Annotated in this window: 23 protein-coding genes; 12 read left to right on the top strand and 11 right to left on the bottom strand. The window is 69.3% G+C overall.

Annotation, left to right across the window (positions count from 1 at the left end):
• Positions 1-51: 51 nt before the first annotated feature.
• Together proC and ACZ6O0_RS32275 are read right to left on the bottom strand one after the other, a co-directional pair.
• Entirely contained in the window at positions 52-855 is an 804-nt protein-coding gene (gene proC, locus ACZ6O0_RS32280; RefSeq protein WP_465768787.1) for a pyrroline-5-carboxylate reductase, read from the bottom strand.
• Between the two features lie 62 nt (positions 856-917).
• A complete protein-coding gene (locus ACZ6O0_RS32275) occupies positions 918-1,847 on the bottom strand; it encodes a proline dehydrogenase family protein (RefSeq protein ID WP_465768786.1) in 930 nt (309 codons plus the stop codon).
• A 143-nt stretch (positions 1,848-1,990) separates the two neighbouring features.
• Between ACZ6O0_RS32275 and ACZ6O0_RS32270 the strand changes: the two genes are divergently transcribed.
• Positions 1,991-3,025, top strand: a complete 1,035-nt coding sequence (locus tag ACZ6O0_RS32270) for a DUF695 domain-containing protein (RefSeq protein WP_465768785.1) — start codon at positions 1,991-1,993, stop codon at positions 3,023-3,025.
• Between the two features lie 32 nt (positions 3,026-3,057).
• On the opposite strand, the gene ACZ6O0_RS32265 is transcribed toward ACZ6O0_RS32270, so the two are convergent.
• The 6 genes from ACZ6O0_RS32265 to ACZ6O0_RS32240 all read right to left on the bottom strand — a co-directional run bounded on the left by ACZ6O0_RS32265 (position 3,058) and on the right by ACZ6O0_RS32240 (position 7,586).
• The gene (locus ACZ6O0_RS32265; protein WP_465768784.1) at positions 3,058-3,795 is read right to left on the bottom strand and encodes an ABC transporter permease; all 738 of its coding nucleotides are present in this window, start codon (positions 3,793-3,795) and stop codon (positions 3,058-3,060) included.
• Positions 3,792-4,514: an ABC transporter ATP-binding protein gene (locus ACZ6O0_RS32260; RefSeq protein ID WP_465768783.1), complete on the bottom strand. Its 723-nt coding sequence runs from the start codon at positions 4,512-4,514 to the stop codon at positions 3,792-3,794. Before ACZ6O0_RS32260 ends, ACZ6O0_RS32265 begins: the two co-directional genes overlap by 4 nt.
• Before the next feature lie 64 nt (positions 4,515-4,578).
• Complete coding sequence (locus tag ACZ6O0_RS32255; protein ID WP_465768782.1) at positions 4,579-5,169, bottom strand: HDIG domain-containing metalloprotein; 591 nt, start codon at positions 5,167-5,169, stop codon at positions 4,579-4,581.
• On the bottom strand, positions 5,169-5,798 hold the full coding sequence (locus ACZ6O0_RS32250) for a TetR/AcrR family transcriptional regulator (RefSeq protein ID WP_465768781.1): 630 nt from the start codon (positions 5,796-5,798) through the stop codon (positions 5,169-5,171). The genes ACZ6O0_RS32255 and ACZ6O0_RS32250 overlap by 1 nt, the downstream gene beginning before the upstream one ends.
• Positions 5,795-6,646, bottom strand: coding sequence for a sugar phosphate isomerase/epimerase family protein (locus tag ACZ6O0_RS32245; protein WP_465768780.1), 852 nt, complete (start codon positions 6,644-6,646; stop codon positions 5,795-5,797). The genes ACZ6O0_RS32250 and ACZ6O0_RS32245 overlap by 4 nt, the downstream gene beginning before the upstream one ends.
• A gap of 7 nt (positions 6,647-6,653) precedes the next feature.
• The gene (locus ACZ6O0_RS32240; RefSeq protein ID WP_465768779.1) at positions 6,654-7,586 is read right to left on the bottom strand and encodes a Ppx/GppA family phosphatase; all 933 of its coding nucleotides are present in this window, start codon (positions 7,584-7,586) and stop codon (positions 6,654-6,656) included.
• Positions 7,587-7,673: 87 nt separating this feature from the next.
• On the opposite strand from ACZ6O0_RS32240, the gene ACZ6O0_RS32235 reads away from it, so the two are divergent.
• The gene (locus tag ACZ6O0_RS32235) at positions 7,674-8,414 is read left to right on the top strand and encodes a DUF3109 family protein (RefSeq protein WP_465768778.1); all 741 of its coding nucleotides are present in this window, start codon (positions 7,674-7,676) and stop codon (positions 8,412-8,414) included.
• Here the strand turns inward: ACZ6O0_RS32235 and ACZ6O0_RS32230 are convergent.
• The gene (locus ACZ6O0_RS32230) at positions 8,407-9,360 is read right to left on the bottom strand and encodes an NAD-dependent epimerase/dehydratase family protein (RefSeq protein ID WP_465768777.1); all 954 of its coding nucleotides are present in this window, start codon (positions 9,358-9,360) and stop codon (positions 8,407-8,409) included. The genes ACZ6O0_RS32235 and ACZ6O0_RS32230 overlap by 8 nt on opposite strands.
• Before the next feature lie 65 nt (positions 9,361-9,425).
• On the opposite strand from ACZ6O0_RS32230, the gene ACZ6O0_RS32225 reads away from it, so the two are divergent.
• The 3 genes from ACZ6O0_RS32225 to ACZ6O0_RS32215 all read left to right on the top strand — a co-directional run bounded on the left by ACZ6O0_RS32225 (position 9,426) and on the right by ACZ6O0_RS32215 (position 11,339).
• The gene (locus tag ACZ6O0_RS32225; protein ID WP_465768776.1) at positions 9,426-10,058 is read left to right on the top strand and encodes a VOC family protein; all 633 of its coding nucleotides are present in this window, start codon (positions 9,426-9,428) and stop codon (positions 10,056-10,058) included.
• A gap of 527 nt (positions 10,059-10,585) precedes the next feature.
• The gene (locus ACZ6O0_RS32220; protein WP_465768775.1) at positions 10,586-10,807 is read left to right on the top strand and encodes a hypothetical protein; all 222 of its coding nucleotides are present in this window, start codon (positions 10,586-10,588) and stop codon (positions 10,805-10,807) included.
• A gap of 43 nt (positions 10,808-10,850) precedes the next feature.
• Positions 10,851-11,339 (top strand): SRPBCC family protein, encoded by a 489-nt coding sequence (locus tag ACZ6O0_RS32215; RefSeq protein WP_465768774.1) that lies wholly within the window; start codon positions 10,851-10,853, stop codon positions 11,337-11,339.
• On the opposite strand, the gene ACZ6O0_RS32210 is transcribed toward ACZ6O0_RS32215, so the two are convergent.
• Positions 11,336-12,739 (bottom strand): WS/DGAT/MGAT family O-acyltransferase, encoded by a 1,404-nt coding sequence (locus ACZ6O0_RS32210; protein WP_465768773.1) that lies wholly within the window; start codon positions 12,737-12,739, stop codon positions 11,336-11,338. The genes ACZ6O0_RS32215 and ACZ6O0_RS32210 overlap by 4 nt on opposite strands.
• A 133-nt stretch (positions 12,740-12,872) precedes the next feature.
• Positions 12,873-14,297 carry a beta-N-acetylhexosaminidase gene (locus ACZ6O0_RS32205; protein ID WP_465768772.1) on the bottom strand — a complete coding sequence of 475 codons (1,425 nt, stop codon included), beginning with the start codon at positions 14,295-14,297 and terminating at the stop codon, positions 12,873-12,875.
• Positions 14,298-14,457: 160 nt separating this feature from the next.
• On the opposite strand from ACZ6O0_RS32205, the gene ACZ6O0_RS32200 reads away from it, so the two are divergent.
• The 7 genes from ACZ6O0_RS32200 to radA all read left to right on the top strand — a co-directional run bounded on the left by ACZ6O0_RS32200 (position 14,458) and on the right by radA (position 22,766).
• Entirely contained in the window at positions 14,458-15,690 is a 1,233-nt protein-coding gene (locus ACZ6O0_RS32200) for an MFS transporter (protein WP_465768771.1), read from the top strand.
• A gap of 4 nt (positions 15,691-15,694) precedes the next feature.
• Positions 15,695-16,390: a class I SAM-dependent methyltransferase gene (locus ACZ6O0_RS32195; protein ID WP_465768770.1), complete on the top strand. Its 696-nt coding sequence runs from the start codon at positions 15,695-15,697 to the stop codon at positions 16,388-16,390.
• A gap of 94 nt (positions 16,391-16,484) precedes the next feature.
• Positions 16,485-17,036, top strand: coding sequence for a P-loop NTPase family protein (locus ACZ6O0_RS32190; RefSeq protein WP_465768769.1), 552 nt, complete (start codon positions 16,485-16,487; stop codon positions 17,034-17,036).
• On the top strand, positions 17,026-18,273 hold the full coding sequence (locus ACZ6O0_RS32185) for an ABC transporter substrate-binding protein (RefSeq protein WP_465768768.1): 1,248 nt from the start codon (positions 17,026-17,028) through the stop codon (positions 18,271-18,273). The genes ACZ6O0_RS32190 and ACZ6O0_RS32185 overlap by 11 nt, the downstream gene beginning before the upstream one ends.
• Entirely contained in the window at positions 18,273-20,009 is a 1,737-nt protein-coding gene (locus tag ACZ6O0_RS32180; protein WP_465768767.1) for an ABC transporter permease subunit, read from the top strand. Before ACZ6O0_RS32185 ends, ACZ6O0_RS32180 begins: the two co-directional genes overlap by 1 nt.
• On the top strand, positions 20,006-21,310 hold the full coding sequence (locus tag ACZ6O0_RS32175; protein ID WP_465768766.1) for a hypothetical protein: 1,305 nt from the start codon (positions 20,006-20,008) through the stop codon (positions 21,308-21,310). The genes ACZ6O0_RS32180 and ACZ6O0_RS32175 overlap by 4 nt, the downstream gene beginning before the upstream one ends.
• A gap of 52 nt (positions 21,311-21,362) precedes the next feature.
• Entirely contained in the window at positions 21,363-22,766 is a 1,404-nt protein-coding gene (gene radA / locus ACZ6O0_RS32170) for a DNA repair protein RadA (protein ID WP_465768765.1), read from the top strand.
• The last annotated feature ends 163 nt before the right edge of the window (positions 22,767-22,929 follow it).

The raw sequence follows: 22,929 nt of genomic DNA, 5'->3' as shown, positions 1-22,929 counted from the left end.
ACACGGCAGGAAACTGCGGCGCCAACAATAACGCCAGCTGGTGGAGAGGTGTTATTCGGCGGCCAGAGCGCGCGAGCGGTTGCGGGCGGCTTCGATCGCGGAGAGGAAGGCGGCGCGGACCTTGTGGTCCTCCAGTTCGCGGATCGCCGCGGCCGTCGTACCGCCTGGTGAGGTGACGCGCTCGCGCAGGACGGTCGGGTGTTCCCCGGTCTCGCGCAGCAGTTTCGCGGAGCCGACGACGGTCTGGACGACGAGCTCCGACGCGGTGGCACGGGGCAGGCCCATGTGAACGCCGGCCTCGATCATCGCCTCGACGACGAAGAACAGGTACGCCGGACCCGACCCCGAGATCGCGGTCACCGCATCCTGCTGCTTCTCCGGCACCCGGATGACCCGGCCGGTCGCGGCCAGCAGACTCTCGGCCAGCTCGAGGTGGCTCTCGTCGCAGTGCGCACCGCGGGAGATCGCGGCCATGCCCTCGTCGACCAGCGCCGGCGTATTCGGCATCACCCGTACGACGGCCACGCCCTCGGGCAGCCGGGACTCGATGAAGCCGGTGGTGATCCCCGCGGCCAGCGAAACCACGGTCTGGGACGCGCGCACCGCCGGGGCGATCTCGCCGAGCAGATCCGGCATGTCCTGCGGCTTCACCACCAGGACCAGGGTGTCCGCCTTGGCCGCCGCGTCCACGTTGGACACGACGTCGACGCCGTACCGCTCCCGCAGCTCGGCGGCACGCTCCTCCCGGCGCTCGGTGATCAGGAGCTCCTCCGGTCGCCGCCCGGCCCGAATCAGCCCGGACAGCAACGTCTCCCCCATCACACCGGCCCCGAGAATGGCCACCTGACTAGTCATGCCCAACAGACTACTGATCCGGGGCCGCGGTGAACCCGCGTGCCCGGCAGGCGGGCGGCGTACTACTTCTTGCTGATCAGGGAGCGGGCGAAGAACTGGAGGTTGGCGGGGCGCTCGGCGAGGCGGCGGACCAGGTAGCCGTACCAGTCCTCGCCGTACGGGATGTAGACGCGCATGGTGTGGCCCAGGCCGGAGAGCCGGAGCTGCTCCTCGGGGCGGATCCCGAAGAGCATCTGGTACTCGTAGCTGCCCGGCTGGCGGTTGGCGCGCTCGGCGAGCGAGCCGGCGATCGCGATCAGCCGCGGGTCGTGCGAGGCGATCATCGGGTAGCCGGCGCCGTTCATCAGGATCTTCATCGCCCGGACGTACGCCTTGTCCACCTGGCGCTTCTCCTGGAACGCGACCGACTCCGGCTCCTTGTACGCGCCCTTGCAGAGCCGGACCCGGGATCCGGCGTGGGCCAGGTCGCGGCAGTCGCCCTCGGTCCGGCGCAGGTACGCCTGCAGCACCGCGCCGGTCTCCGGGAAGTCCTGGCGCAGCTCGCGCAGGATGCCCAGGGTGGAGTCGGTGGTGGTGTGGTCCTCCATGTCGAGGGTGACCGTCGTACCCGCGTTGCGGGCCGCGTGGCAGATGGTCCGCGCGTTCTCCAGCGCGATCTTCTCGCCGTCGCCCGGCAGCGCCTGGCCGACCGCGGACAGCTTCACCGAGACCTCGGCGTTCTTGGTCAGGCCGGCTTCGGCCAGCTTGCGGAGCAGCTCGAGGTACGCATCCGCGGTCGCCTGCGCGGCGGCCAGGTCCGTGACGTCCTCACCGAGGTGGTCGAGCGTGACGTTCAGACCGTTGCTGACCAGCTTCTCGGTGGCCAGCACGGCCTCCGGAGCGGTCTCGCCGGCCACGAACCGCGCCACGATGCCACTGGACACCGGGAGCGACGACACGGCCTTCTTGATCTGGGGGCTGCGGGACATGCCCAGCAGGACTCGCCGAAGCACTAGGTGTTCCTCTCTGCCAGTGGTGTCAGCAGGTTACGCGCGTGAACCGAACCGTCCCTAATCGTGTGGCGGGGACCACACCACCGGGTTGACTGGTTCGGTCACGGTCGGTGCTCGCACCCCTCGTCAGGAAGGATGCGGGCATGCCCATCTTCAAGCGTCGCCGACGGACCGTGGTGGAGGCCGACCCGATCGGCGCGTTCTGGTCGTGGTGGTCCGAGTCCGGGGCCGGCGTCGTCGCCGACTCGATCGCCCGGAAGGAGCCGGCCGAGACGAGCACCGCCCTGACCGAGCGGATCGGGCAGATCCACCCCGACCTCGAGTGGGAGCTCGGTCCAGGCCTGCACGCCGAGCACGTCCTGGTCGTCACCGCCGCCGGCAACCCGGCACACCGCGCCGTCGCCCGCCGCTGGTTGCGTGCCGCGCCGCCGTCGGACCCCACCTGGGAGTACGCCGACCTGCGCCGGCCCGGGCCCGCGTTCACGATCCGCTTCGACGGCCTGCCGCCGATCCCGGTCGACGAGGCCGTCGTGTCGGTCGAACCCGATGCCGCCTCGATCCACGTCGGCGTACATCATCCCGTCTTTCCCGAACTGCCGGTCGACGTCCAGCGGCGGGTGACCTTCCTGATCCTCGACCTGGTCCTCGGCGAGGAGATGGTGGAGACCTGGGTCGGCGCCATCGAGACGCTCGCCTCGGAGCCGGCCGACGCCCGGCCCATCGAGGCGCTGCTGCCGGAGGTCGCCGGGTTCGCGGCCGAGCACACGCTCGAGGACGGCAGCCCGGCGTGGAAGATGCTCGAGGGTACGCGCGACGGACACCGGCTGATCGCGACCGCCGAGTACCCACTCCGCTCGATCCGCCGCCCGCACCTCGACACCCACGTCGCCGTCTCGATCGGCTACCCCGTGGTCCGCGACGACGGCCTGCCCGAGGCCGAGATGCTCGACGAGCTCCGCAGCTTCGAGGACCACCTCACCGACCGCCTCGGCGGCTCCGGCAACCTCCTCGCCCACGAAACCTCCGCCGGCACCCGGATCCTGCACTACTACACCGACGGCACCACCCCCGCCGGCGCCCAACTCAAAGCCGCCACCACCGGCTGGCCCCACGGCCGAGTCACCGTCACCACCACCCCCGACCCCGCCTGGCACAACGTCTCCCACCTCGCCGGGTAACCCGTCCAACCCACGCGCCCGCTACGCATGGGTTACTGCGTGCGGCGTTTCAGGGTGGCGGCGCCTAGGCCCAGGGCGGCGAGGATGAAGGCCAGGACTACCAGGGCGTCGGTGCCGGTGCCGGTGGTGAAGCCGTTGCCTTGGGCAACTCCGATGACGGCGTCGACGGCGTAGGAGAGCGGGAGTACGTCGCTGATGGCGTGCAGGACGGAGGGGAGCTGGTCCCGGGGGATGAGCAGGCCGCAGAGCAGGATCTGGGGGATCATCACGGCGGGCATCATCTGGACGGCCTGGAACTCGGTGGCGGCGAAGGCGCTGGCGAAGAGGCCCAGGGCTGTGCCTAGTACGCCGTCCAGGACGGCAACGACGCCGAGTTGCCACGCGGGACCCTGGATGTCGAGATCCAAGGCGTACAAGGCGATCGACACGACCACGGCGGCCTGGACCACGGCGATCAGGGCGAAGGCCAGCGCGTAGCCGAGGAGGAAGTCGAACTTTCCCATCGGCATCGTGAACAGACGCGACAGCGTCCCGGTCGAGCGTTCGCGCAGGGTCGCGACCGACGTGACGACGAACATGACGATCGCCGGGAAGACCGCGAGCAACGGTCCGCCGAAGCGGTCGAAGGCGTTCGGGGAGTCGACGAACATCCACCACATCAGGCTGACGAGCAACGCCGGCAGGACGATGAGCATCGCCACCGTGCGGTGGTCGCGCCGCAACTGGGCGAGCACCCGGGCGGCGACGGCGAAGGTGACCCGGGGCGTCATCGCGCACCAGCCTTTCGTTCGATCAGGGTGAGGAACGCCTGCTCGATGTCGTCCGTACCGACCGAGTCGAGCAGGGCTTGCGGAGTGTCATCGGCGAGCAGGTCGCCGTCGCGCATCAGGAGCAGGCGGTCGCAACGCGAAGCCTCGTCCATCACGTGACTCGAGACGAGCAACGTCGCACCGGCATCCGCCAACGTGTGGAAGAGGTTCCACAGGTCGCGCCGCAGCACGGGATCCAGGCCGACGGTCGGTTCGTCGAGGACGAGCAGTTCGGGATTCCCGAGCAGGGCCGCGGCGAGCGAGGCCCGCGACCGCTGCCCACCGGACAACCGGTCCACCCGGGCGTCCGCATGCGAGCGCAGATCCACGGCGTCGATCACGCGGTCCACGTCAGCGGCCGGGACTCCGAGCACCGCGGCGAAGAAGCGGAGGTTCTCCGTGACGGTGAGATCGCCGTACACGCTGGGCTCCTGGGTGACGTACCCGATCCGCCCGCGCAGCTTCGGCGCACCGGCGGGCGACCCGAGGACGGAGACGTCGCCGGTCACTCGAGCCTGCAGGCCGACGATCGCCCGGATCAGCGTCGTCTTGCCACAGCCGGACGGCCCGAGCAGTCCGGTCACCGTCCCGGCCCGGAGATCGAACCCGACCCCGTGCAGGACCTCCCGGTCGCCGCGCACCACCACGACGTCCCGGCAACTCACCGCGTTTTTCATCATGTGATGAATTTAGCGCCGCGGGCACCACTTGGCAAGACCGGGGAACAGCGAGATCGAGGGAGGGTCAGATGACGGCGTGCCCGCTGGACTCGCTCAGCGCGGCGAGGTGGGGGTCGCCATAGGTGGCGCGGAGCGAGGCGAAGGCCGTGACCTTGTCCGCACCCCAGCGCCCGACCCTCGCGGCGTACGTGTCGGCGGTCTGGAACACCGGTGGCGTGCGCTTGCTGTGGAACTTGTCGGCGTACATCACCAACTCCTCCTCACGGGAGGCCGGCAGATAGTCGTCGACGGGAATGGGCAGCGACTGACGACGTACGTCGTCCCGCGTGATGCCGACGCCCGTGTGCCGGGACGCGAACCGGCAGATCTCCTCGGGAAAGCCGAGGTCCGCGAGCAGTTCATGCCCGAGTACGCCGTGCCGCACATACTCGACCGTGTTGAGTTCACCGGCCGGGCTGTACAGCCGGTAGACACCGATGTCGTGCAGGAGCGCACCCGCGCGGACCAGATCGGTATCCACGTCCAGACCGTCGAACAACTGCTCGGCGATCTGGCAGACCAGAATGCAGTGCGGATGCACGGACTCGAAGGCCTCGCGGGTGGGAGCGGCCTCGCGGTGCAGCGCGAGAATCTCGCGGTCGGTGGGGAGATCCATCAGCCCGTCAGGTGGAGTTGGAGCACCGGAGCCAGCCGGTCGATCAGGGTCTGTACGTCGGCGCCGGCCACCGGTTCGAGCTCGACCAGGTAGCGGGCCATCGCGAGACCGATCAGCTGTGTCGCCACCAGGCTGACGCGGAGATGCGCGTCGGGTACGTCGATCGCCCGCGACACCGGCTGGATGATGAGCTGCGTGATGCCCTCCCGCATCACCCGGGCGACCTCGTCACTGCTGACCACGCTGCGGAAGATCGCCTTCATCCGCTGCTGTCCCTCGGTCGACTCCCACACCCCGAGGAAGACGGTGGCGATCCGCCGGCCGAGCTCCTCCCGCGGTCCGTCCAGGATGTGCGCGGCGATCTGGCGCGGGTCGACCGGGATGGACATCGCCTCGATGAACAGCTCGTCCTTGCTGTCGAAATAGTGGTGCACGAGGGCCGCGTCGACGCCGGCCTCGCGGGCGACGGCGCGGATCGAGGTGGCGGTGAATCCCTTGTCCGCAAAGGATTCCCGGGCCGCACGGAGGATCTCGCCGCGGGTGTCGGGGCCGCCGGGCCGCCGCCCGGGCCGTCCCGCTGCCCCCGAAGTACGCCGGCGCGTGGAGTCCGCCGTACGACGGGTACTCACGGGGTGAGCTCCGAGATCTCGCCCTCCGGGGTGACGGCGAACGACGTACGCCGGGACGAACGGACGAAGTGTTTGCGGGTGAACTCGAGCGACTCGACCAGGTCGACCTCGCGCTCGGACCGGCTGGTCGCGCGCCGGGTGTTGATCTCGATGATGATGTGACCGCGGAAGTCCTGGTTGGCCAGGCCGCTCAGCAGGTCCGCGGCCCGCTGCGTTCCCCGGCCGGGCACCAGGTGCTCGTCCTTGGCCGAGCCGGTGCCGTCGGTGAGGTGGATGTGTTTGAGGGTGCGACCCATGGTCGCGGCGAGCTCGACGCAGTCCTGCTCGGCGGTCGACGAGTGCGACAGGTCGAGCGTGGTGTGGGCGTAGGTCTGCTCGGTCGGGTCCCAGCTCGGCGCGTACGCCTGCAGGCCCTTGCCGGGCGCGCGCCACGGGTACATGTTCTCGACCGCGAAGATCACCCCGGTCTCCGCCTCGAGCCGGGCGATCCCCTCGACGAAGCCCCGCGCGTAGTCGCGCTGCCAACGGAACGGCGGGTGGACGACGACCACGTCGGCACCGAGATCCTTCGCGGCCTCGGCGCTGCGCTCGAGCTTGCCCCACGGATCGGTGCCCCAGACCCGCTGGGTGATCAGCAGACAGGGAGCGTGGATCGCGAGCACCGGGAGCTGGTGGTAGTCGATCAGCCGCTGGATCGCGTCGATCTGGGTGCTCAGGGGGTCGATGCCGACCATCACCTCGACACCGTCGTACCCGAGCCGGGCGGCGAGCTCGAACGCGCTGGCGGTCGACTCGGGGTAGACGGAGGCGGTGGACAGGCCGATCCGCGCGGTCTTGCTGGTGTTCATCGGGAGCCTATCGGGGTTGCAGCTGGTCGAGCCGGGACAAGATGACGCCTTCGCGGAGCGCCCACGGGCAGACCTCGAGCGCGGGCAGGTCGAACAGGTCCATCACCGCGTCCGCGACCATCGCGCCGGCGAGCAGCTGGGACGACCGGCCGACCGACACCCCGGGCAGCTCGGCGCGCTCGGCGGCGGACATCTTGATCAGCTTCGGCACCCACTCGGCCAGGTCGTCCCGGTCCAGGCCGCGCGGCACGTACGGCCCGTCGTCCGACGGCGCCGCGCCGCAGATCCGGGCCAGCGAGCGGAACGTCTTGCTGGTGGCGACCGAACGCTGCGGCTTGCCGGCCCGCAGTACCGGACCGGCGACCGCGGCCATCTCGATCCGGATCCGCCTCCGCAGCGCCCGGACCTCGTCCTTGTCCGGCGGGTCGGTGGTCAGGCTCTCCCGGGTCAGCCGGCCGGCGCCGAGCGGCACCGAGACGGCGACCGTCGGCTCCTCGTCGGACCCGGCCGCGATCTCCAGCGACCCACCGCCGATGTCGAACACCGCCAGGCGACCCGACGACCAGCCGAACCAGCGCCGTACCGCCAGGAAGGTCAGGCGGGCCTCGTCCTCGCCGCTCAGCACCTGCAGCTCGGTGTCGGTCTCGGCCCGGACCCGGTCCAGCACCTTCTCGCCGTTCGGCGCCTCCCGCAGCGCCGAGGTGGCGAACGCGAGCACCGACTCACAACCCTTGTCCTCGGCCAGCTCGGCCGCTTCCTTGACGAACGACACCAGCCCGTCGGACCCGGACTGCGCGATCTTGCCGTCCTTGTCCAGGTGCTCGGCCAGCCGCAGTTCGGTCTTGTGCGAGTACGCCGGGTACGGCGCGGCACCGCGATGCGCATCCACCACGAGCAGGTGGACGGTGTTGGATCCCACGTCGAGTACGCCGAGCCGCATACCCTCACGCTACTGGACTCCCGGAGTACCAGCGTGTTCCGGAGTCGTCGTTCACAGTTGTGCGGGTTTGGCGCGTACGCTTTCCAAGTGCCTGAGGTTTCTCTCGATTTTCCCCGCGCGTGGGTCGAGTTCACCGATCCCGACGACCCCGACCAGGTCTTCCGCTGCGACCTGACCTGGCTGACGTCCAACTGGACCTGCATCTTCGGCGGTGGCTGCCGGGGCATCTACAAGGGGCGGCCGAACGACGGCTGCTGCACCCTCGGCGCGCACTTCTCCGACGCCGACGACGAGAAACGGGTCAAGGCGTACGTCAAGGAGCTCACCAAGGACGACTGGGAGTTCCGCAAGGAAGGCCGCAAGAACGGCTGGGTCGAGACCGACGACGAAGGCGACCGCAAGACCCGCGTCTGGGACGGAGCCTGCATCTTCCTGAACCGCCCCGGCTTCCCCGGCGGGGCCGGCTGCGCGCTGCACGGGCTGGCGCTCAAGCGCGGCGTGCACTTCGTCGAGACCAAACCGGACGTCTGCTGGCAACTGCCGATCCGCCGGACGTTCCGCGAGGTCGAGCGCCCGGACGGTACGACGTACACCGAGGTCGGCATCGCCGAGTACGACCGGCGCGGCTGGGGTCCGGGCGGACACGACCTGGACTGGTACTGCACCGGGAACACCGAGGCGCACATCGGCGTCGAGGCCGTGTTCGAGTCGAGCAAGGTCGAGCTCCAGACGCTGATGGGTCACAAGGCCTACGACGTACTCGCGGACCTGTGCAAGCAGCACCTGGAGGCGGCGCGGCCGTTGCTGCCGCACCCCGCCTCTAAGTAGTGATCTTGCCGTTCTCGACGAGCCAGCCGATCGCTTCGAGGGTGGTCTCGAGAGCGGAGTAGCGCGGCCGGAAGCCGAGCAGGCGGGCCGCCTTCTCCATCGAGCAGTTCGGGCTGTGCAGGATGTGGTCCCGCGTGGTCCCCGCTTCCTGCTCGGTGACGGTGTGGCACCACTCGTCCCAGGACATGAACTTCAGCTCGGCCTCTTGACCGAACCAGTTCGCCACGGCTTCGGCGTACCCGCGCAGCGTCATCGCGCCGTCGGCGACCGCGTGGAAGGACTCGCCGACCGCGGTCGAGTGGCTGGACAGCGCGGCCAGGAAGATTCCCGCGACATCGGCCGCGTGGACGTGGTGGATGGTCTCCAGGCCGAAATGTGGCAACGCCAACTCGTCGCCCCGGGCAAGCTTCTCGAAGACGCCGAGGTCGACGTTGCCGGCCGGGTTGATCGGCGTCCAGCCCGGCCCGCTGATGTGACCGGGGTGGATGATCGTGACCGGCAGCCCGTCGCGACGGGCCTTGCCGAGCAGGTACGACTCGATCGCGGCCTTCTGCACGCCGTACTCACCGAAGGGTTTGCGCGGCGCGTCCTCCCGGGTCGGGACGATCTGGCTCGGGCCGTGCACCCAGATCGTGCCGCAGTGCAGGAGGTGCTGGATCTTTCCTTCCAGCGCCTCGACGAGGTGCCGCGCGCTGTCCTCGGTGAAGCAGATCAGGTCGATCACCACGTCCGGCTGCAGGTCGACGACCCGCTGCCCGAAAGTGCCGGCGGCGTCCTCGGCCGCGCGGTCGACCTGGATCAGCTCGACCTGTTTCCAGGCCGCGTCCGACTGGTACGGCGAACGCTCGCCGCGACTGAGCACCGTGACCTCGTGCCCGAGGCGCACGAGCCCCGGAACGAGATAAGTGCCGATATGACCCGTGCCTCCGATGACGACCGTACGCATGGTCCGACCCTAGCGACACACCCCCCGCGCGGCGACTGTCGGTGGGTGAGGACAGAATGACTGGCATGCGTCTGGATCATCTGTCGTACGCGTGCGGACCCGATGGGTGCCGTGCGACGATCGAGCGGTTGTCCGCGCTGCTCGGAGCGGACTTCGTGGACGGCGGTGTGCACCCGCGCTTCGGCACGGTCAACCACATCCTGCCGCTGGAGAACGACCGCTACATCGAGGTGGTCGACGTCCTCGACCACCCTGCCTCTGACAAGGCCCCCTTCGGTCAGGCGGTCCGCGCCCGCAAGGAGCTCGGCGGCGGCTGGCTCGGCTGGGTGGTGGCCGTCCGCGACATGGAGCGGATGGAGAAACGCCTCGGCCGCCAAGCCGTCCCCGGCAACCGGCACCGGCCCGACGGGGTGAACCTGACCTGGCGGCAGATCGGCGTGAAAGGCCTGATCGCCGACCCGCAACTCCCGTTCTTCATCCACTGGGACGACCTCAGCGAACACCCGTCGGTCGGCGGCAAAGGCATCAAGCTGACCGCCCTCGAGATCGCCGGCGACCCCGTCCGCGTCACCGACTGGATCGGCCACCCCGCCGACCACCTCCTCGACGACCTAGACGTCGCCTGGGTAGGCCCCAACGGCCAACCCGGCCTCGTCGCCGCCGTCTTCGACACCCCTAACGGCCTGGTCCGCGTGTAGTTTTCATCTCCCGGCGGGCTGTAGTTCATCCCCGGCGGGCTACGCAGACACTCCTTCGTCGCGTCCGCTACGCGCGCCCCCGCCCGCCCGACGTTCCCCTGCGGGCTGCCGCCCGCGATCTGTGGGCTTGTCGCCCACGTCAGGTGGGCTCAGCGCCCACGTCTGCGGGCTACCGCCCGCCGTCACGCGGCTGCCGCCGCGGGTCCGGCTCAGCGCCGCCAGTTCCCGGGCTGACGTGGTGAGCCTGGGGAGGGAACCCTCGGCGGGTGAGTCCGGGATGTGGTCGGCAGTGAGCCCTGGGTGCGGTGAGCGGGAGAAGCCCGGCGGTGTCGTCCGCGGCGGGCTGTGAATCCGTCGTACGTGCTTGACCTGGGGGTGGCGTCGGCCTAACGTACAACCAAATGGTTGTAGATGAGGTTGTGGTTGACAGGTTGCTGCAGGCGTTGGCGGATGCGACGCGGCGGGACATTGTGCGGCGGTGCTTGGTGGAGACCGCTTCGGTGTCGCGGTTGGCTGAGGGTTATCCGATGAGCTTTGCGGCGGTGCAGAAGCATGTTGCCGTGTTGGAGCGGGCCGGGCTGGTGAGCAAGGAACGCAGTGGGCGGGAGCAGCTCGTGCGGACTGAGGTCGACGCCGTACGGCGGGCTCGGGACGCGCTCGACGAGCTCGAGGCGACCTGGCGCGGGCGCGTGAACCGGATGTCGGAGCTTCTGGCCGAGACCAACGAGCCGGACGAACCACAGGGCTGACCTAGCCGGGTGGACCGCAGGACTGAGTGAGGGGACGAGAGCGATGAGTGTGAGCAGTGTTGACAAGGACTTTGACGGGCTGACTCTGAAAATGGTGGCGGACTTCACAGCGGGTGCGGAGCGGGTGTGGGATCTGTTCGCGGACCCGCGCAAGCTCGAGCGGTGGTGGGGACCGCCGACACATCCGGCGACGGTGATCGAGCATGATCTGACGCCGGGCGGCGAGGTGTTCTATTACATGACCAGCCCGGAGGGCGAGAAGTTCCACGGGCGGTGGACCGTCACGGCAGTGGACGCGCCGGCCTCGCTCGAGTTCGTCGACGCGTTCGCGGACTCGGAGGGGAAGCCCGTCGCGGACATGCCGGCGAACACCATCCGGATCGAGCTCAGCGCGTACGACGGCGGCACACGGATGGAGCTGCGGTCGGTGTTCGACTCGCGGGAGCAGATGGAGCAGCTGCTCGGCATGGGCATGGCCGAAGGGCTCGCACAAGGCATCGCGCAGATGGACGCGCTCCTCGACGAGGGTTAGTGGAGGTTCTCGAGGTCAGCCAGCGAGGTCTCGAGGTGGGTGAGGAGCCGCTGCAGATGCGGCACCGTCCGCCGGCAGCCGGTCAGGCCGAAGTGCAGTTGATGGTCGTAGCTCGTGACGCTGATGTTGAGCGCCTGCCCGTTGAGCACGATGCTCGCCGGATACATCCCCAGCAGCCGCGACCGGTTCCAGTACAGCGGACTCTCCGCCGGCCCGGGCACGTTCGAGATGACCAAGTTGTACGGCGGCGTCGTACGGCCGGCCACCCCCGGGAGGATCGCGGCGGGCCCCGCGACGCCGAAGCCGAAGGCGCCGACGAGCAGTCGTTGCAACGGACTCAGCTCGGACAACACACCCTTGGCATAGGTGGTCGACGCCATGATGCGGCGGATCCGCAGCTCCGGGTCCGCCTCGTCGGTGGCGAGCTCGGCGATCAACGTACTCAACGAGTTCCCGCCGCCGGGAGCATCGGCCGCACCGCGCAGCGACACCGGCACCATCGCCGTCAACGCCTTGTCCGGAAGGGCGTTCAGCTCGAGCAGATAGTTGCGCAAGGCACCTGAACACATCGCCAGCATGACGTCGTTGAGCGTCGCGCCGGTGATCGCGCGAACCTTCTCCAGCCGCTCGATCGGCCAGGACTGCGCCGCGAACCGCCGCGACCCGGTGATCGACTGGTTGAGAATCGTCCGCGGTGCCTGGAATGGCGCCGCCGAGTGCTCGGCCGCCACCGACCGGATCATGCTCTTCAGCCCGACCGGCGTGAGACCGGCCAGGTCGGCGAGGAATCGCACGGTGCTGCCCGGCATGCGGCCCACCGTGGTCAGCAAGCCAGTCGACGGATTCTCCGGCGTGGACTCCGGGAGGGCGTACGTCGCGGGCATGTCGGTGCGCTCTGGATCGGCGGTGAGGGTATCGGCCATCCAGCGCAGCGCGGTGACACCGTCGATCATCGAGTGATGGACCTTGCTGTAGATCGCGAAGCGCCGGCCCTCGGCGCCCTCGATCAGGTGCATCTCCCAGAGCGGGCGGTGGCGGTCCAGCAGAGTGCCGTGCAGGCGGCTGGTGAGCTCGAAGAGTTCCCGGTAGCGACCCGGTCGGGGCAATGCCGACATCCGGACCTGGTACTCGAGGTCGACCTCGTCGTCCCGGTCCCACGACCAGTAGCCGAGATCCACGGCGCGGTGGCGGACCTGCCGGGCGAACAGCGGATTGACCGACTGCGTCGCGACCATGTCGTGGTACAGCTGCGACACGTAGTCCCGGGATCCTTCCGGGAAAACATGGTCCCGCCCGGCCCCCTCGGGAAGCTCGAACAGCATCAGTCCGCCGACATGCATGGGCTGTTCGCGCGTCTCCCCCAGCAGGAACATCGCGTCCAGCGGCCCCACCGCGGTCATGACTCCTCCGCTCCCGGACTGGGCTCGTGACGTTTCATCGTCGTCACCGTGAGCCCAGTCCGTCTACCCCTGCCAACAGCGCTTACGGAGATTTTGTTATCCCCTCAGCAACTGAAGCAGAAGCAATCGAGCGTCAGTCGAGTGGGCGGTAGTTGACGCCGATCGCCTCGATCCGGGCCAGGTGCGGACGCAGGCGGCCGAGGAACTCGTCGTACGACGTCCTGGGCGAGCCCCACGCGCGTTCGGCGAAGGCGGACAGCCGCGGCAGCAGCATGTAGCCGACCTGCTGCTCGTCCGGCATGTACTCGGTCCAGATCTGGCACTGGGTGCCGATGATCAGGGCCGCCTCCTCCTCGGTGAGCGAGGCCGGGATCACCTCGAAGTCGTAGACCTTCTCCAGCGGGATGAAGTTGCCGATCGCCAGCGGCTCGCTGGCCGGGTCGCCTTGGTAGTAATCGAAGTACACCGACTCGCACGGCGCCATCACGGTCTGGTGCCCGGCCTGCACGGCGACCTCGCCGCGGTGGGCGCTGCGCCACGCCATGATGACCGCGTCCTTCGGGCAGTCGGTCTCGACCATCTCGTCCCAGCCGACCAGCCGGCGGCCTTCCTCGGTCAGGACCGTCTGGACCTGCTCGGTGAACCAGCCCTGCAGCTGCCCGGGCTCGGTCAGGCCGAGCTCGGCCTGCCGCTTCTGCGCCGCCTCCGAGTCGCGCCACTGCACCGACGGGCACTCGTCGCCGCCGAGGTGGATGTACGGGCTGGGGAAGATCTCCAGCACCTCGCGCAGCACGGTCCGGACGAACTCGACGGTCTCGTCGTTCACGTTCAGAACGTCGTCGCTGATCCCCCAGTACTGCCGGACCTTCAGCTGGGTGTCCGGGTTGTTCCCGAGCTCCGGGTACGCCGCGATCGCGGCCTGCATGTGACCCGGCAGGTCGATCTCCGGGACCACGGTGATGCCGCGGTCGGCGGCGTACGCGACGATCTCGCGGAGCTCGTCCTTGGTGTAGAAGCCGCCGTGCCGCTGGCCGTCGTACTCGAAGTCCTTCTGGCCGCGGGACATCTTGCCGACCATGGTCTCGTCCCGCCAGGCGCCGATCTCGGTGAGCCGCGGGTAGGCCTCGATCTCGACCCGCCAGCCCTGGTCGTCGGTGAGGTGGAAGTGCAGCACGTTCAGCCGGTGCAGGGCGAGCACGTCGATGACCTTGAGGACGAACTCCTTCGGCATGAAGTGCCGGGCGACGTCGAGCATCATCCCGCGCCAGCCGAACCGCGGCGCGTCCGCGATCCGCACCGTCGGCACCGCGACCTGGCCGTCCGCGGCCGGCTCGGCGGCGTCGAGCAACTGCCGGTACGTCGTCTCCGCGTGCCGGAGCGCGTCCTCGGAGCCGGCCGACAGCCGCGCGCCGTCCGCGGTCACGTCGATCCGGTACTCGGTCTCGCCGAGGTTCTCGACCACGTCCCGGATCGCGTCGGCGACGGGATCGCCGGTGATCCACTGCCCTTCGGCGACGGTGAGTTCACGCGGGGCAGGGACGATCGCGATGTCAGGCATCCGGACTCCAAGAGAGGGTCGAATTACGTCAGGACGATCCTATAAGCGCAGATCGCTGTCCGTCCACGTTCGGAAGTGCGCGCAACCCACATGCTGAGAACGCTGCTGAACACTCCGTAATCGACTGCCTTCGAAGTCAGGATGATGAGAGGGTGAGCCGGTGAGCGCCGACCCGAGACCCGCCGACCTGCAGAAGTCGACCTTGCGGGTGCTGGTGGCGAGCAACGTGCTCGGTGGGGTGGCCGTGGCGAGCGGGTTCGCGGTGGCCGGCCTGCTGGCGGAGAACATCTCCGGCTCGACCTCACTGGCCGGACTGGTCGCCACGTCGACCACGCTGGGTGCTGCGCTCCTCGCCGTACCGCTGGCTCGGATGGCGCGGTCGCACGGGCGGCGGGTGTCGTTGACGGTCGGCTATCTGATCGCCACGACCGGTGCGCTGCTCAGCATCGTCGCCGCGCAGGTGGACTCGCTCGTACTGCTGCTGTTCGCCGGATGCCTGTTCGGCAGCGGCTCGGCCTCCAACCTGCAGTCCAGGTACGCCGCTACCGACGCGGCCGACCCATCCCGGGTCGCCCGGTCGTTGTCGTTGGTCGTGTGGGCCACCACGATCGGTGTGGTCGTCGGACCCAACCTGACCGGCGTCGGCGGCTCCGTGGGCACGTCGCTCGGCATCATGGCGCTCGCTGGCCCGTACGTGTTCTCCGTGATCGCCTTCGGGATCAGTCTGGCCACAGTGTGGTTCGGGCTGCGCCGGCTGCAGCAGGTCACGCCGAGGGCCAAGGTGGAGCGGCAGCCACTGGCTCCGACCTTCCGGCGCGTGGTGGCGATCCCCGATGCCCGGCTCGGACTACTGTCCATCGCGGTGGCGCACGCGGTGATGGTCGGAGTCATGTCGATGACGTCCGTCCACTTGCGGCACCACGGTGCTTCGCTGACGATCGTCGGCTTCGTCATCAGTGGTCACGTGGCCGGTATGTATGCCCTGTCCCCCGTCATGGGCTGGCTGGCGGACCGCCTCGGCCGCATCCCCACCATCGGCATCGGCCTGGCCATCCTGGCCATAGCCATGACCGTGGCCGCACTGGCTCCGGACGACGCCCACGGCCTGACGGCAGTCGCTCTAGGCCTGCTGGGCCTCGGTTGGTCCGCCTGTCTGGTCGCCGGGTCCACACTGCTGTCCCGCTCTGTCCCGGAGGACATCCGCACGTCCGCCCAAGGTCTGTCCGACCTCACCATGGGTGTCTTCGCCTCGATCGCCGGCATCGCCGCCGGCCCGGTCCTGGCCTACCTCGGCTTCCATTGGCTCGCCGTATTCTGCGGCCTGCTGCTCATCCCCGTCGCCCTGCTGGCCGTCGCCACCACCAGACCGCTGCCGACGGCAACTAAGGTTTAGCGACGTGAGCATTGCGGAGGGCGGGATTCCCAGTCCGAACATCTGGCATCACCCGAAGGTGTACGAGGTCGAGAACCGGGCGGTGGATCCGGACGGCGTGATCGAGCCGGCCATGCGGGCGATCCGGGACTGGGCCGGGCTGACCGTGCTCGACATCGGGTGCGGGACCGGATACCACCTGCCGATGTTCGCTGCGACCGCCTCACGAGTGATCGGCGTGGAGCCACATGGGGCGCTGGCCGACGCGGCCCGTCGGCGGACGCGCGCGTTGGCCAACGTCGAAGTACGGCAGGGTACGGCGCAGCAGTTGCCGGTGCCGGACTCCTCGATCGACGTGATGCATGCGCGCTGGGCGTACTTCTTCGGGCCCGGCTGTGAGCCCGGCCTGGCGGAGCTGGACCGGGTGATGCGGCGTGGCGGCACGGCGTTCGTGATCGACAACGACGCCAGCCGGTCGACGTTCGGCGGCTGGTTCGCCGCGGCGTACCCGATGATCAAGCCGGCCGTCGTGGAGAAGTTCTTCACCGAGCGCGGGTGGACGCGGACGCCGCTGGACATGGGCTGGCGGTTCGAGCGGCGAGCGGACTTCGAAGCGGTCGTCCGGATCGAGTTCACCCCCGCCGACGCGGACCGGATCATCGCGTCGCACTCGGGCGTCGAGGTCGACTACGCGATCAACCTGTGGAGCAAGACCTTCTGAGCCGACACCCTGAGCAGGGCTGCGGACGGACCTCGGAGACCCATAGGGTTGACGGACCACTCGACCGGCCTTTCTGGGGAGGCGCCAGCCACGGATGGACGGACTGCTGCTCGAACGCGTGCCGGGTGCGCCGGACCGACTCCGGATCGATGTGGGTGAGCAGCGAGCCCTGGTGATGCCCTCTGCCGCCGCAGCCCGCAGGTTGGCCGATCTCGTGATCGGCACGGAGGATCCACCGGACGGTGCGGTGGTGAAGGCCGGCGGACCGGTCCGGCTGGTGCCGGCCGAAGGCGGACTGCTGCCACACCTGACTGTTCTCGACAACGTGATCCACGGGCACCGAGTGGCGCATCCGGTGACCAGACAGGCCGCCAAGGAACAGAGTCTGGTCAAGGCCGCTCGCTGCGGTCTGGAGGACGTGCTCGACCGCTATCCGCATGAGATCACGCCAGGCCGGCGACGGCTCGCCGGTGTGGCCCGCGCGCTCGGCGCGTACCCACGGGTGATCCTCCTGGAGGACGCGAACGGCCTGCCGACGTGGGGATCCCTGCTGCGGATCGAACACAACCCGGATCTCTCCTCCGCCGCGCTGCTGCTCATCACCACCAACGCAGCACGTACGACGGGGTTCCTCGATGCGGAGTAGTCGACGAGCGTTCCTGGGCGCCGCCGCCACGCTTCTGGTCACCGGCTGCTCGAGTGACGTGCTCGGCCTCCGCCGTAGCGTGCGCATTGCGGTGAGCTGGAGCGGTCAGGAGCTGCGCGCCTTCCACCAGGTGCTCGACGGCCTTGGCAAGCTGGACTATCCCGTCGAGGTCGTACCGCTCGGCGACGACATCTCGACCGCGTTCGGACCTCGGTCCACACGCCGTCCGGACATCGTGATGCTGCCGCAGCCCGGCCTGGTCCCTCGTCATCTCCGCGACCTCGAACCCATGCCCGACGACGTCGCCGAACACGGCCAGGCCCGCCTGTGGAAAGAGCTTCTGGTGCACGACGGGACGACGTACGGCGTGCCTTTCAAGACGGCTCACAAGTCCGCGGTCTGGTACCGGCCGTCGGTCTTCCGCGAGGTCGGCGGACAACCTCCGCGGTTGTGGGAGGAGTGGTTGGAGCTCAACCAGACATTGACGCAGGCCGGTGTCACGCCGCTGTCCCTCGCCGCTGGTGACGGCTGGGTGCTGACAGACTTCCTGGAGAACGTGCTGCTGGGTATTGCACCGGCTGTCTATGAGGGGCTTGCGACAGCTGCTGATCCGCGTCCGTCACGGGAGCCGCAGTTCGCGGCCGCATTGCGGTTGCTCGGGTCGATGTGGTCGGCTCCGGATGCACTGGCAGGCGGCGTGAAGCGCTCACTGGTGCAGCAGTTCCCCGATGCGCTGGTTGAGGTGTTCGGACACCGCAGAGCCGCCATGGTGCTGGCATCCGACTTCGCCGAACCAGTAGTACGGTCGTTCGCCGCGGACCCTGACGACATCGGCCTCTTCACCTTCCCGCCCATGACACCGGGCGCGGCGGCGCCCGTGGTCGTGGGAGCCGACGTGATGGTGTTGCCGAAGCCGACCAGCGACGACGCTCGTGACCTGGTCCGTCGGCTGGCCGCACCAACCGCTGCGGACCCGTGGATCAAGGAAGGCGGGTTCCTGGTCGACGGACAGGTGTCGGGCTACTCCCCTGAGCTCACCCGGCTGGCCGAACAGCTGACCCGGTCCGGAGAGCTGTTGCAGTTCGACCTGTCCGACCGGCTCGGTCGGCTCGGAGACATCAACGGACTCTGGCGAGTGCTCACCGACTTCCTGACCCAGATCGGTGGCCGCGGGGCCTCCGTCGTACCCGAGGCTGTCGACGCGGCGATGACCGAGCTGCGGAAGGTGGAGGGCTGATGGGCCTGCAGACGAACGGCCTGTCGCTCGAGGTCGTCGGCCGGGAGGTGAGCGGCCGGCCAGTACCGGGCAAGCCGCGGCGACCGGCCGGACCGTACCTGCTGGGGTTACCGGCGTTGCTGCTGAGCAGCCTGCTGCTGGTGCCGATCGGAGTGACCGTGGTCCAGGCCTTCCGGACTCCGGGCGGCTTCGGGTTCGGCAACTTCGCGGTGATGGGCGACCCCGGCGCATTACGTGCCGTGGGCAACAGTCTGCTCTGGGTGCTGGTCGCCTTCGGCCTGGTGGTCGTGGGGTTCTTCCTTGCCCTGTTGAGTTATCGGCTCCCCGCGCTGACGTCCTTCCTGCAGCCGGCACTGGTGATCCCGTTCGCGGTGTCGATCCTGGTGTCCGGTGCGACGTTCCGGCTGATCTTCGATCCGACGCCGGAGCGCGGGACCGTGACGGCGGTCTGGAGCCGGCTGTTCTGGCTCGTCCTGGTGTCCGCCTTCGGCTGGACCTGGCTCGGGTACGTCGTCTCGCTGTTCCGCGCCGGACTGGACGCGATCCCCGACGACGTGACCCGGACCGTCGCCGCGGAAGGCATGACCGGGTGGCGACGATTACGGGCGCTCGAGATCCCACTGCTGCGGCCGATCACCGGTGTCGTGACGCTGACCCTGGTGATCGCGGCGGTCCGGGTCTTCGACCTGGTGCTGATCGTCGTACCGGGTTCGATGCAGCGATCCGCGGATGTGCTGGGTCTGAACTGGTGGCGTGCGACCACGAGTGGCGACGACCCCGGTCGTACGGCGGCGCTCGGAGTGGTGCTGTTCGCCATCGTGGCCGCAGTCGGCGTGATCGGCGTCCGTGGGCTGCGGCGGCGTCGCTGGGCGATGCCCATAGCGGTCGTCCCACCTGATCCGTCGGTGGGTCGGTCGAAGCCGAGCAAACGAGTACGGCGGATCGGCTGGACGGTCGGCTTCGCAGTGAGCCTGGTGTGGATCTTCCCGGCCGTGGTGCTCGTCGCCACCGCACTGCACTCACCACGCGAAGCCGGTCTGCGCGGTTGGTGGTCGCCTTCCGGGCTTGGGTTCTCGTCGTTCGCCGCGGCCGCGAATATCGGTCTGTTCCGGGCTCTGCTGTCCACGGTGCTCATTGCCGGCGTGGCCACGGCTGTTCTGTTGGTGATCGCCGTACCGACGGCCTATCTGGTCGCGTGGGGTGGTTTGCCGCAGTGGTTGGGTCGCGTGGTGACGTCGACCTTTGTCGTGCTGGCCGTGACGCCCGTGCAGATGTACGCCGCTCCACTGCGGGACGCGATCGGCACTGCGGGGCTGGCGGGTTCGCGGATCGCATTGGCGCTTGTGCACGCGGCTGCTGGTCTGCCGTTCGCTGTGCTCTTGCTGCGGTCCGCGTTCGCTTCCGCTCCACCTGCGTTGGTGTCTGAGGCATTGCAGGGTCCTGCGCGACAGAGCGCTGTACTGGCGACTGTGCAGCGGACGTATCGGCCCGCACTGGTGGCTGTTGCGGTGCTGGAGTTCGCGTTGGTGTGGAACGACTTCATCGTCGGCTTCCTGATCAGCGGACCGGGTACGACGCCGTTGTCGCTGGTGTTGTGGGGTGAGGCCCGGCAGTTCTCGGCCTCGAGTGGGACTGTGGCCGCTGCCGCCGTGGTCGCTTCGGTGGTGCCAGTGGCGCTACTGCTGACGTTCTGGCAGACCGTGGTTCGTGGACTGACCGCTGGGAGCAGGCCATGAGTGCCGAAGAGCCGAAGCCCGAGGAGACAGCGCCCAGGCGGCGCCGCGGGCGCGTCTTCGGGATCAGTGGACTCGCATCCGGCCTGCTGGTCGGGCTCCTGACCGATGGGTGGTCACAGAGCTTCAGTGCGACCGGCTGGGTGCGCATCGTCGGCGTCACCGTGGCCGTCGTCCTCCTGCTGATCTGGGCGATCTACAACGCGCCCGCCGCACTCCACGCCTATCGGCGGTGGCGGCGGGGCGGTGCGGTCGTGGCGCCAGCACCGGAACTGCGCACGGCCGCGGAAGAGGCAGAGCAGTGGATGATCGCGCTCGGCTCCGACGCGGGCGGCATGGCGGCGGCCGAGTGGTACTCCGTGAACGAACCCTGGCTGCGAGAACTCCTACTGACCGAGAAGCCGCGCGACGACACCGCCGACGACCTGACCCGGATCTGCGACGCACTGGAGGTTTGGTACGTACGTCGCTCTGATCCGAGCGCACTGCTGGAGCTGAGCGAGTTCCTGTCCGCGGTCGCGGACGCCTGTGGACGCCGGGACCTCGCGGAGCTGGCTGCTGCTCGCGCGGCAACGGCGTACCGGATTTTGGGCGACCTGGAAGGGGCCAGTACGCGGCTGGGCATCTCGGACAACGTGGCGACCCACAGCCGGACGTCGGCCGCCTTGACGACTCGCCGCCAGGTCGAACGGGCATTGCTGCACCTGGCTCGGGCCGAGCAGGCACCGGCCGGGAACGACCGCGTAGAGGCGGTGCTGAACGCACGCGACCGGCTGGACGACGCACGGCTGAGCCGGCCCGGTCCTGATCTCGCGGCCGAGATCGCCATCTTCATCAACCTCGCGGTCGTGCAGCTGTACCAGCAGGACGCCGAAGGTGCCCTGGACCAGCTCCGGCCGGCCGTTGCTCGCGCGACGGCTGCCGGCGATGTGAGCGGTCAGGCACACGCACTGGAGCTGACTGGTGTGGCCGCGTGGATGCAAGGCAGTCCGCACGAGGCCAAGCGCTGGTGGGAGCACGCCGCCCACCTGTACGCCGAGATCGACGAACACGAGGGTCGTGCTCGCTGTCTTCAGCACCTGGGATCCGCCGAGGTCGCGGCCGGTCGCCTGAAGCCGGCTGTCGAGCTCCTCGAACAGAGTGCCCTCCTCCGCGCCTCGGAGAGCGAACTCCTGACGAAGTACCTCGAAGCCGCTCGCGAGACCTCCGAGCCGCCCGTGATCGCCGACGACGCCCCGCGTCATGTCGCGATGAGCTGGCTCAGCCGGCGGCTCGAACGCCTTCGCAGCCACTTCACCCGCTGACCCTGTGGATGGCGCCCCGATTCTGTCGGCGGATTCGCCTAGGTTGGTCGGCATGGCGAAGACGGCGGCGGCGCAGGCGAAGGGCAAGGCGGCCTACGCGTGCTCGGAGTGTGGGTGGACGACGGCGCGCTGGATCGGCCGGTGCGGTGAGTGCCAGGCCTGGGGGACAGTCGCCGAGGTCGGTGCGCCCAAGGCCGCCCGGATCACCGCCGGCCCGGTGTCGTCACCCGCGATGCCGATCGCCAAGGTGTCCGCGATCGAGGCCGAGTCCCGCCCGACCGGCATCGCCGAGCTCGACCGGGTCCTCGGCGGTGGCGTCGTACCGGGCGCTGTCATCCTGCTCGCGGGTGAGCCGGGCGTCGGGAAGTCGACGCTGCTGCTCGAGGTCGCGGCGCAGTCGGCGCGCCGCGGTCAACGCACGCTGTACGTGTCTGGTGAGGAGTCCGCCGCCCAGGTGCGGCTGCGTGCCGGCCGGACCGACGCACTGGTCGACGAGCTGTACCTCGCGGCCGAGACCGACCTGGGCGCGGTGGTCGGTCAGGTCGACGCGGTGGATCCGTCGTTCCTGGTGATCGACTCGGTGCAGACCATGGCCCACCCCGAGGTGGACGGCGCGCCCGGCGGGGTGACGCAGGTCCGCGAGGTCACCGGTGCGCTGGTGCGGTTGGCCAAGGAGCGGCACCTCGCGGTCGTGCTGGTCGGTCACGTCACCAAGGACGGCGCGATCGCCGGACCGCGGATGCTCGAGCACCTGGTCGACGTCGTGCTCGCGTTCGACGGCGATCGGCACTCCGGGTTCCGGATGGTGCGCGCGACGAAGAACCGGTTCGGGCCGTCGGACGAGGTCGGCTGCTTCGACATGGTCGACACCGGGATCGTCGAGGTGAGCGACCCGACCGGGCTGTTCGTCTCCGAGCACGCCGAGCCGGTCGCCGGCACCTGCGTGACGGTGATGATGGAGGGCCGGCGACCGCTGCTGGCCGAGGTCCAGGCACTCGTCGGCCCGTCTGCCGCCCCACAGCCGCGCCGGACCACGTCGGGTCTGGAGACGTCCCGGGTCGCGATGGTCCTCGCCGTCCTCGGCAACCGCGTCGGCCTCAAGCTGACCGACCAGGAGGTGTACGTCGCCACCGTCGGCGGCGTGAAGATCACCGAGCCGGTCGCCGACCTGTCCGTCGCGATCGCGGTCGCGTCCTCGGTGATGGACCGCCCGATCCACCCCGGCCTGATCGCCATCGGCGAGGTCGGCCTGGCCGGCGAGGTCCGCCGGGTCGGCGGCCTGGAGAAGCGCCTGGCCGAGGCCGCCCGCCTCGGGTTCACCAAGGCGATCGTGCCCGCCGACGTCCCGAACCGGAGCAAGGACCTCAAGCCGATGGACATGCAGGCCAAGTACGGCCTCCGCGTCTTCGCCGCCCCCGACCTCCCCTCCGCCCTGCTCGCCGCGGGCCTCGCCTGACAGTGCTCTTGGCCGCGCCTCCGGCACGGCGGGTCATGGGGCCTGTGTTCCCGGCCACACCGCACGGGTGCGGGTGAGACGGGGATCCACAGGTCGCGGGTCGGGAACGTACGCTGGTGGCGCCCCCCCGCCGGGTTCAGCGTGGAACCTGGAGCCCACCCGG

This window comes from Kribbella sp. NPDC048837, from assembly GCF_055586945.1.
The sequence above is the reverse complement of the archived record's forward strand: the minus strand, read 5'-3'. Positions and strand labels throughout refer to the sequence as shown.

Bases quoted from the DNA above. Each gene is read 5' to 3' on its own strand.
- ACZ6O0_RS32270 (WP_465768785.1), top strand. From the start codon at position 1,991: ATGCCCATCTTCAAGCGTCGCCGACGGACCGTGGTGGAGGCCGACCCG.
- ACZ6O0_RS32245 (WP_465768780.1), bottom strand. From the start codon at position 6,646: ATGAACACCAGCAAGACCGCGCGGATCGGCCTGTCCACCGCCTCCGTC.
- ACZ6O0_RS32210 (WP_465768773.1), bottom strand. From the start codon at position 12,739: ATGACCGCGGTGGGGCCGCTGGACGCGATGTTCCTGCTGGGGGAGACG.
- ACZ6O0_RS32185 (WP_465768768.1), top strand. From the start codon at position 17,026: ATGCGGAGTAGTCGACGAGCGTTCCTGGGCGCCGCCGCCACGCTTCTG.
- ACZ6O0_RS32215 (WP_465768774.1), top strand. From the start codon at position 10,851: ATGAGTGTGAGCAGTGTTGACAAGGACTTTGACGGGCTGACTCTGAAA.
- ACZ6O0_RS32260 (WP_465768783.1), bottom strand. From the start codon at position 4,514: ATGATGAAAAACGCGGTGAGTTGCCGGGACGTCGTGGTGGTGCGCGGC.
- ACZ6O0_RS32220 (WP_465768775.1), top strand. From the start codon at position 10,586: ATGAGCTTTGCGGCGGTGCAGAAGCATGTTGCCGTGTTGGAGCGGGCC.
- ACZ6O0_RS32240 (WP_465768779.1), bottom strand. From the start codon at position 7,586: ATGCGGCTCGGCGTACTCGACGTGGGATCCAACACCGTCCACCTGCTC.
- ACZ6O0_RS32265 (WP_465768784.1), bottom strand. From the start codon at position 3,795: ATGACGCCCCGGGTCACCTTCGCCGTCGCCGCCCGGGTGCTCGCCCAG.
- ACZ6O0_RS32205 (WP_465768772.1), bottom strand. From the start codon at position 14,297: ATGCCTGACATCGCGATCGTCCCTGCCCCGCGTGAACTCACCGTCGCC.
- ACZ6O0_RS32190 (WP_465768769.1), top strand. From the start codon at position 16,485: ATGGACGGACTGCTGCTCGAACGCGTGCCGGGTGCGCCGGACCGACTC.
- proC (WP_465768787.1), bottom strand. From the start codon at position 855: ATGACTAGTCAGGTGGCCATTCTCGGGGCCGGTGTGATGGGGGAGACG.
- ACZ6O0_RS32230 (WP_465768777.1), bottom strand. From the start codon at position 9,360: ATGCGTACGGTCGTCATCGGAGGCACGGGTCATATCGGCACTTATCTC.
- ACZ6O0_RS32180 (WP_465768767.1), top strand. From the start codon at position 18,273: ATGGGCCTGCAGACGAACGGCCTGTCGCTCGAGGTCGTCGGCCGGGAG.
- ACZ6O0_RS32255 (WP_465768782.1), bottom strand. From the start codon at position 5,169: ATGGATCTCCCCACCGACCGCGAGATTCTCGCGCTGCACCGCGAGGCC.
- ACZ6O0_RS32225 (WP_465768776.1), top strand. From the start codon at position 9,426: ATGCGTCTGGATCATCTGTCGTACGCGTGCGGACCCGATGGGTGCCGT.
- radA (WP_465768765.1), top strand. From the start codon at position 21,363: ATGGCGAAGACGGCGGCGGCGCAGGCGAAGGGCAAGGCGGCCTACGCG.
- ACZ6O0_RS32175 (WP_465768766.1), top strand. From the start codon at position 20,006: ATGAGTGCCGAAGAGCCGAAGCCCGAGGAGACAGCGCCCAGGCGGCGC.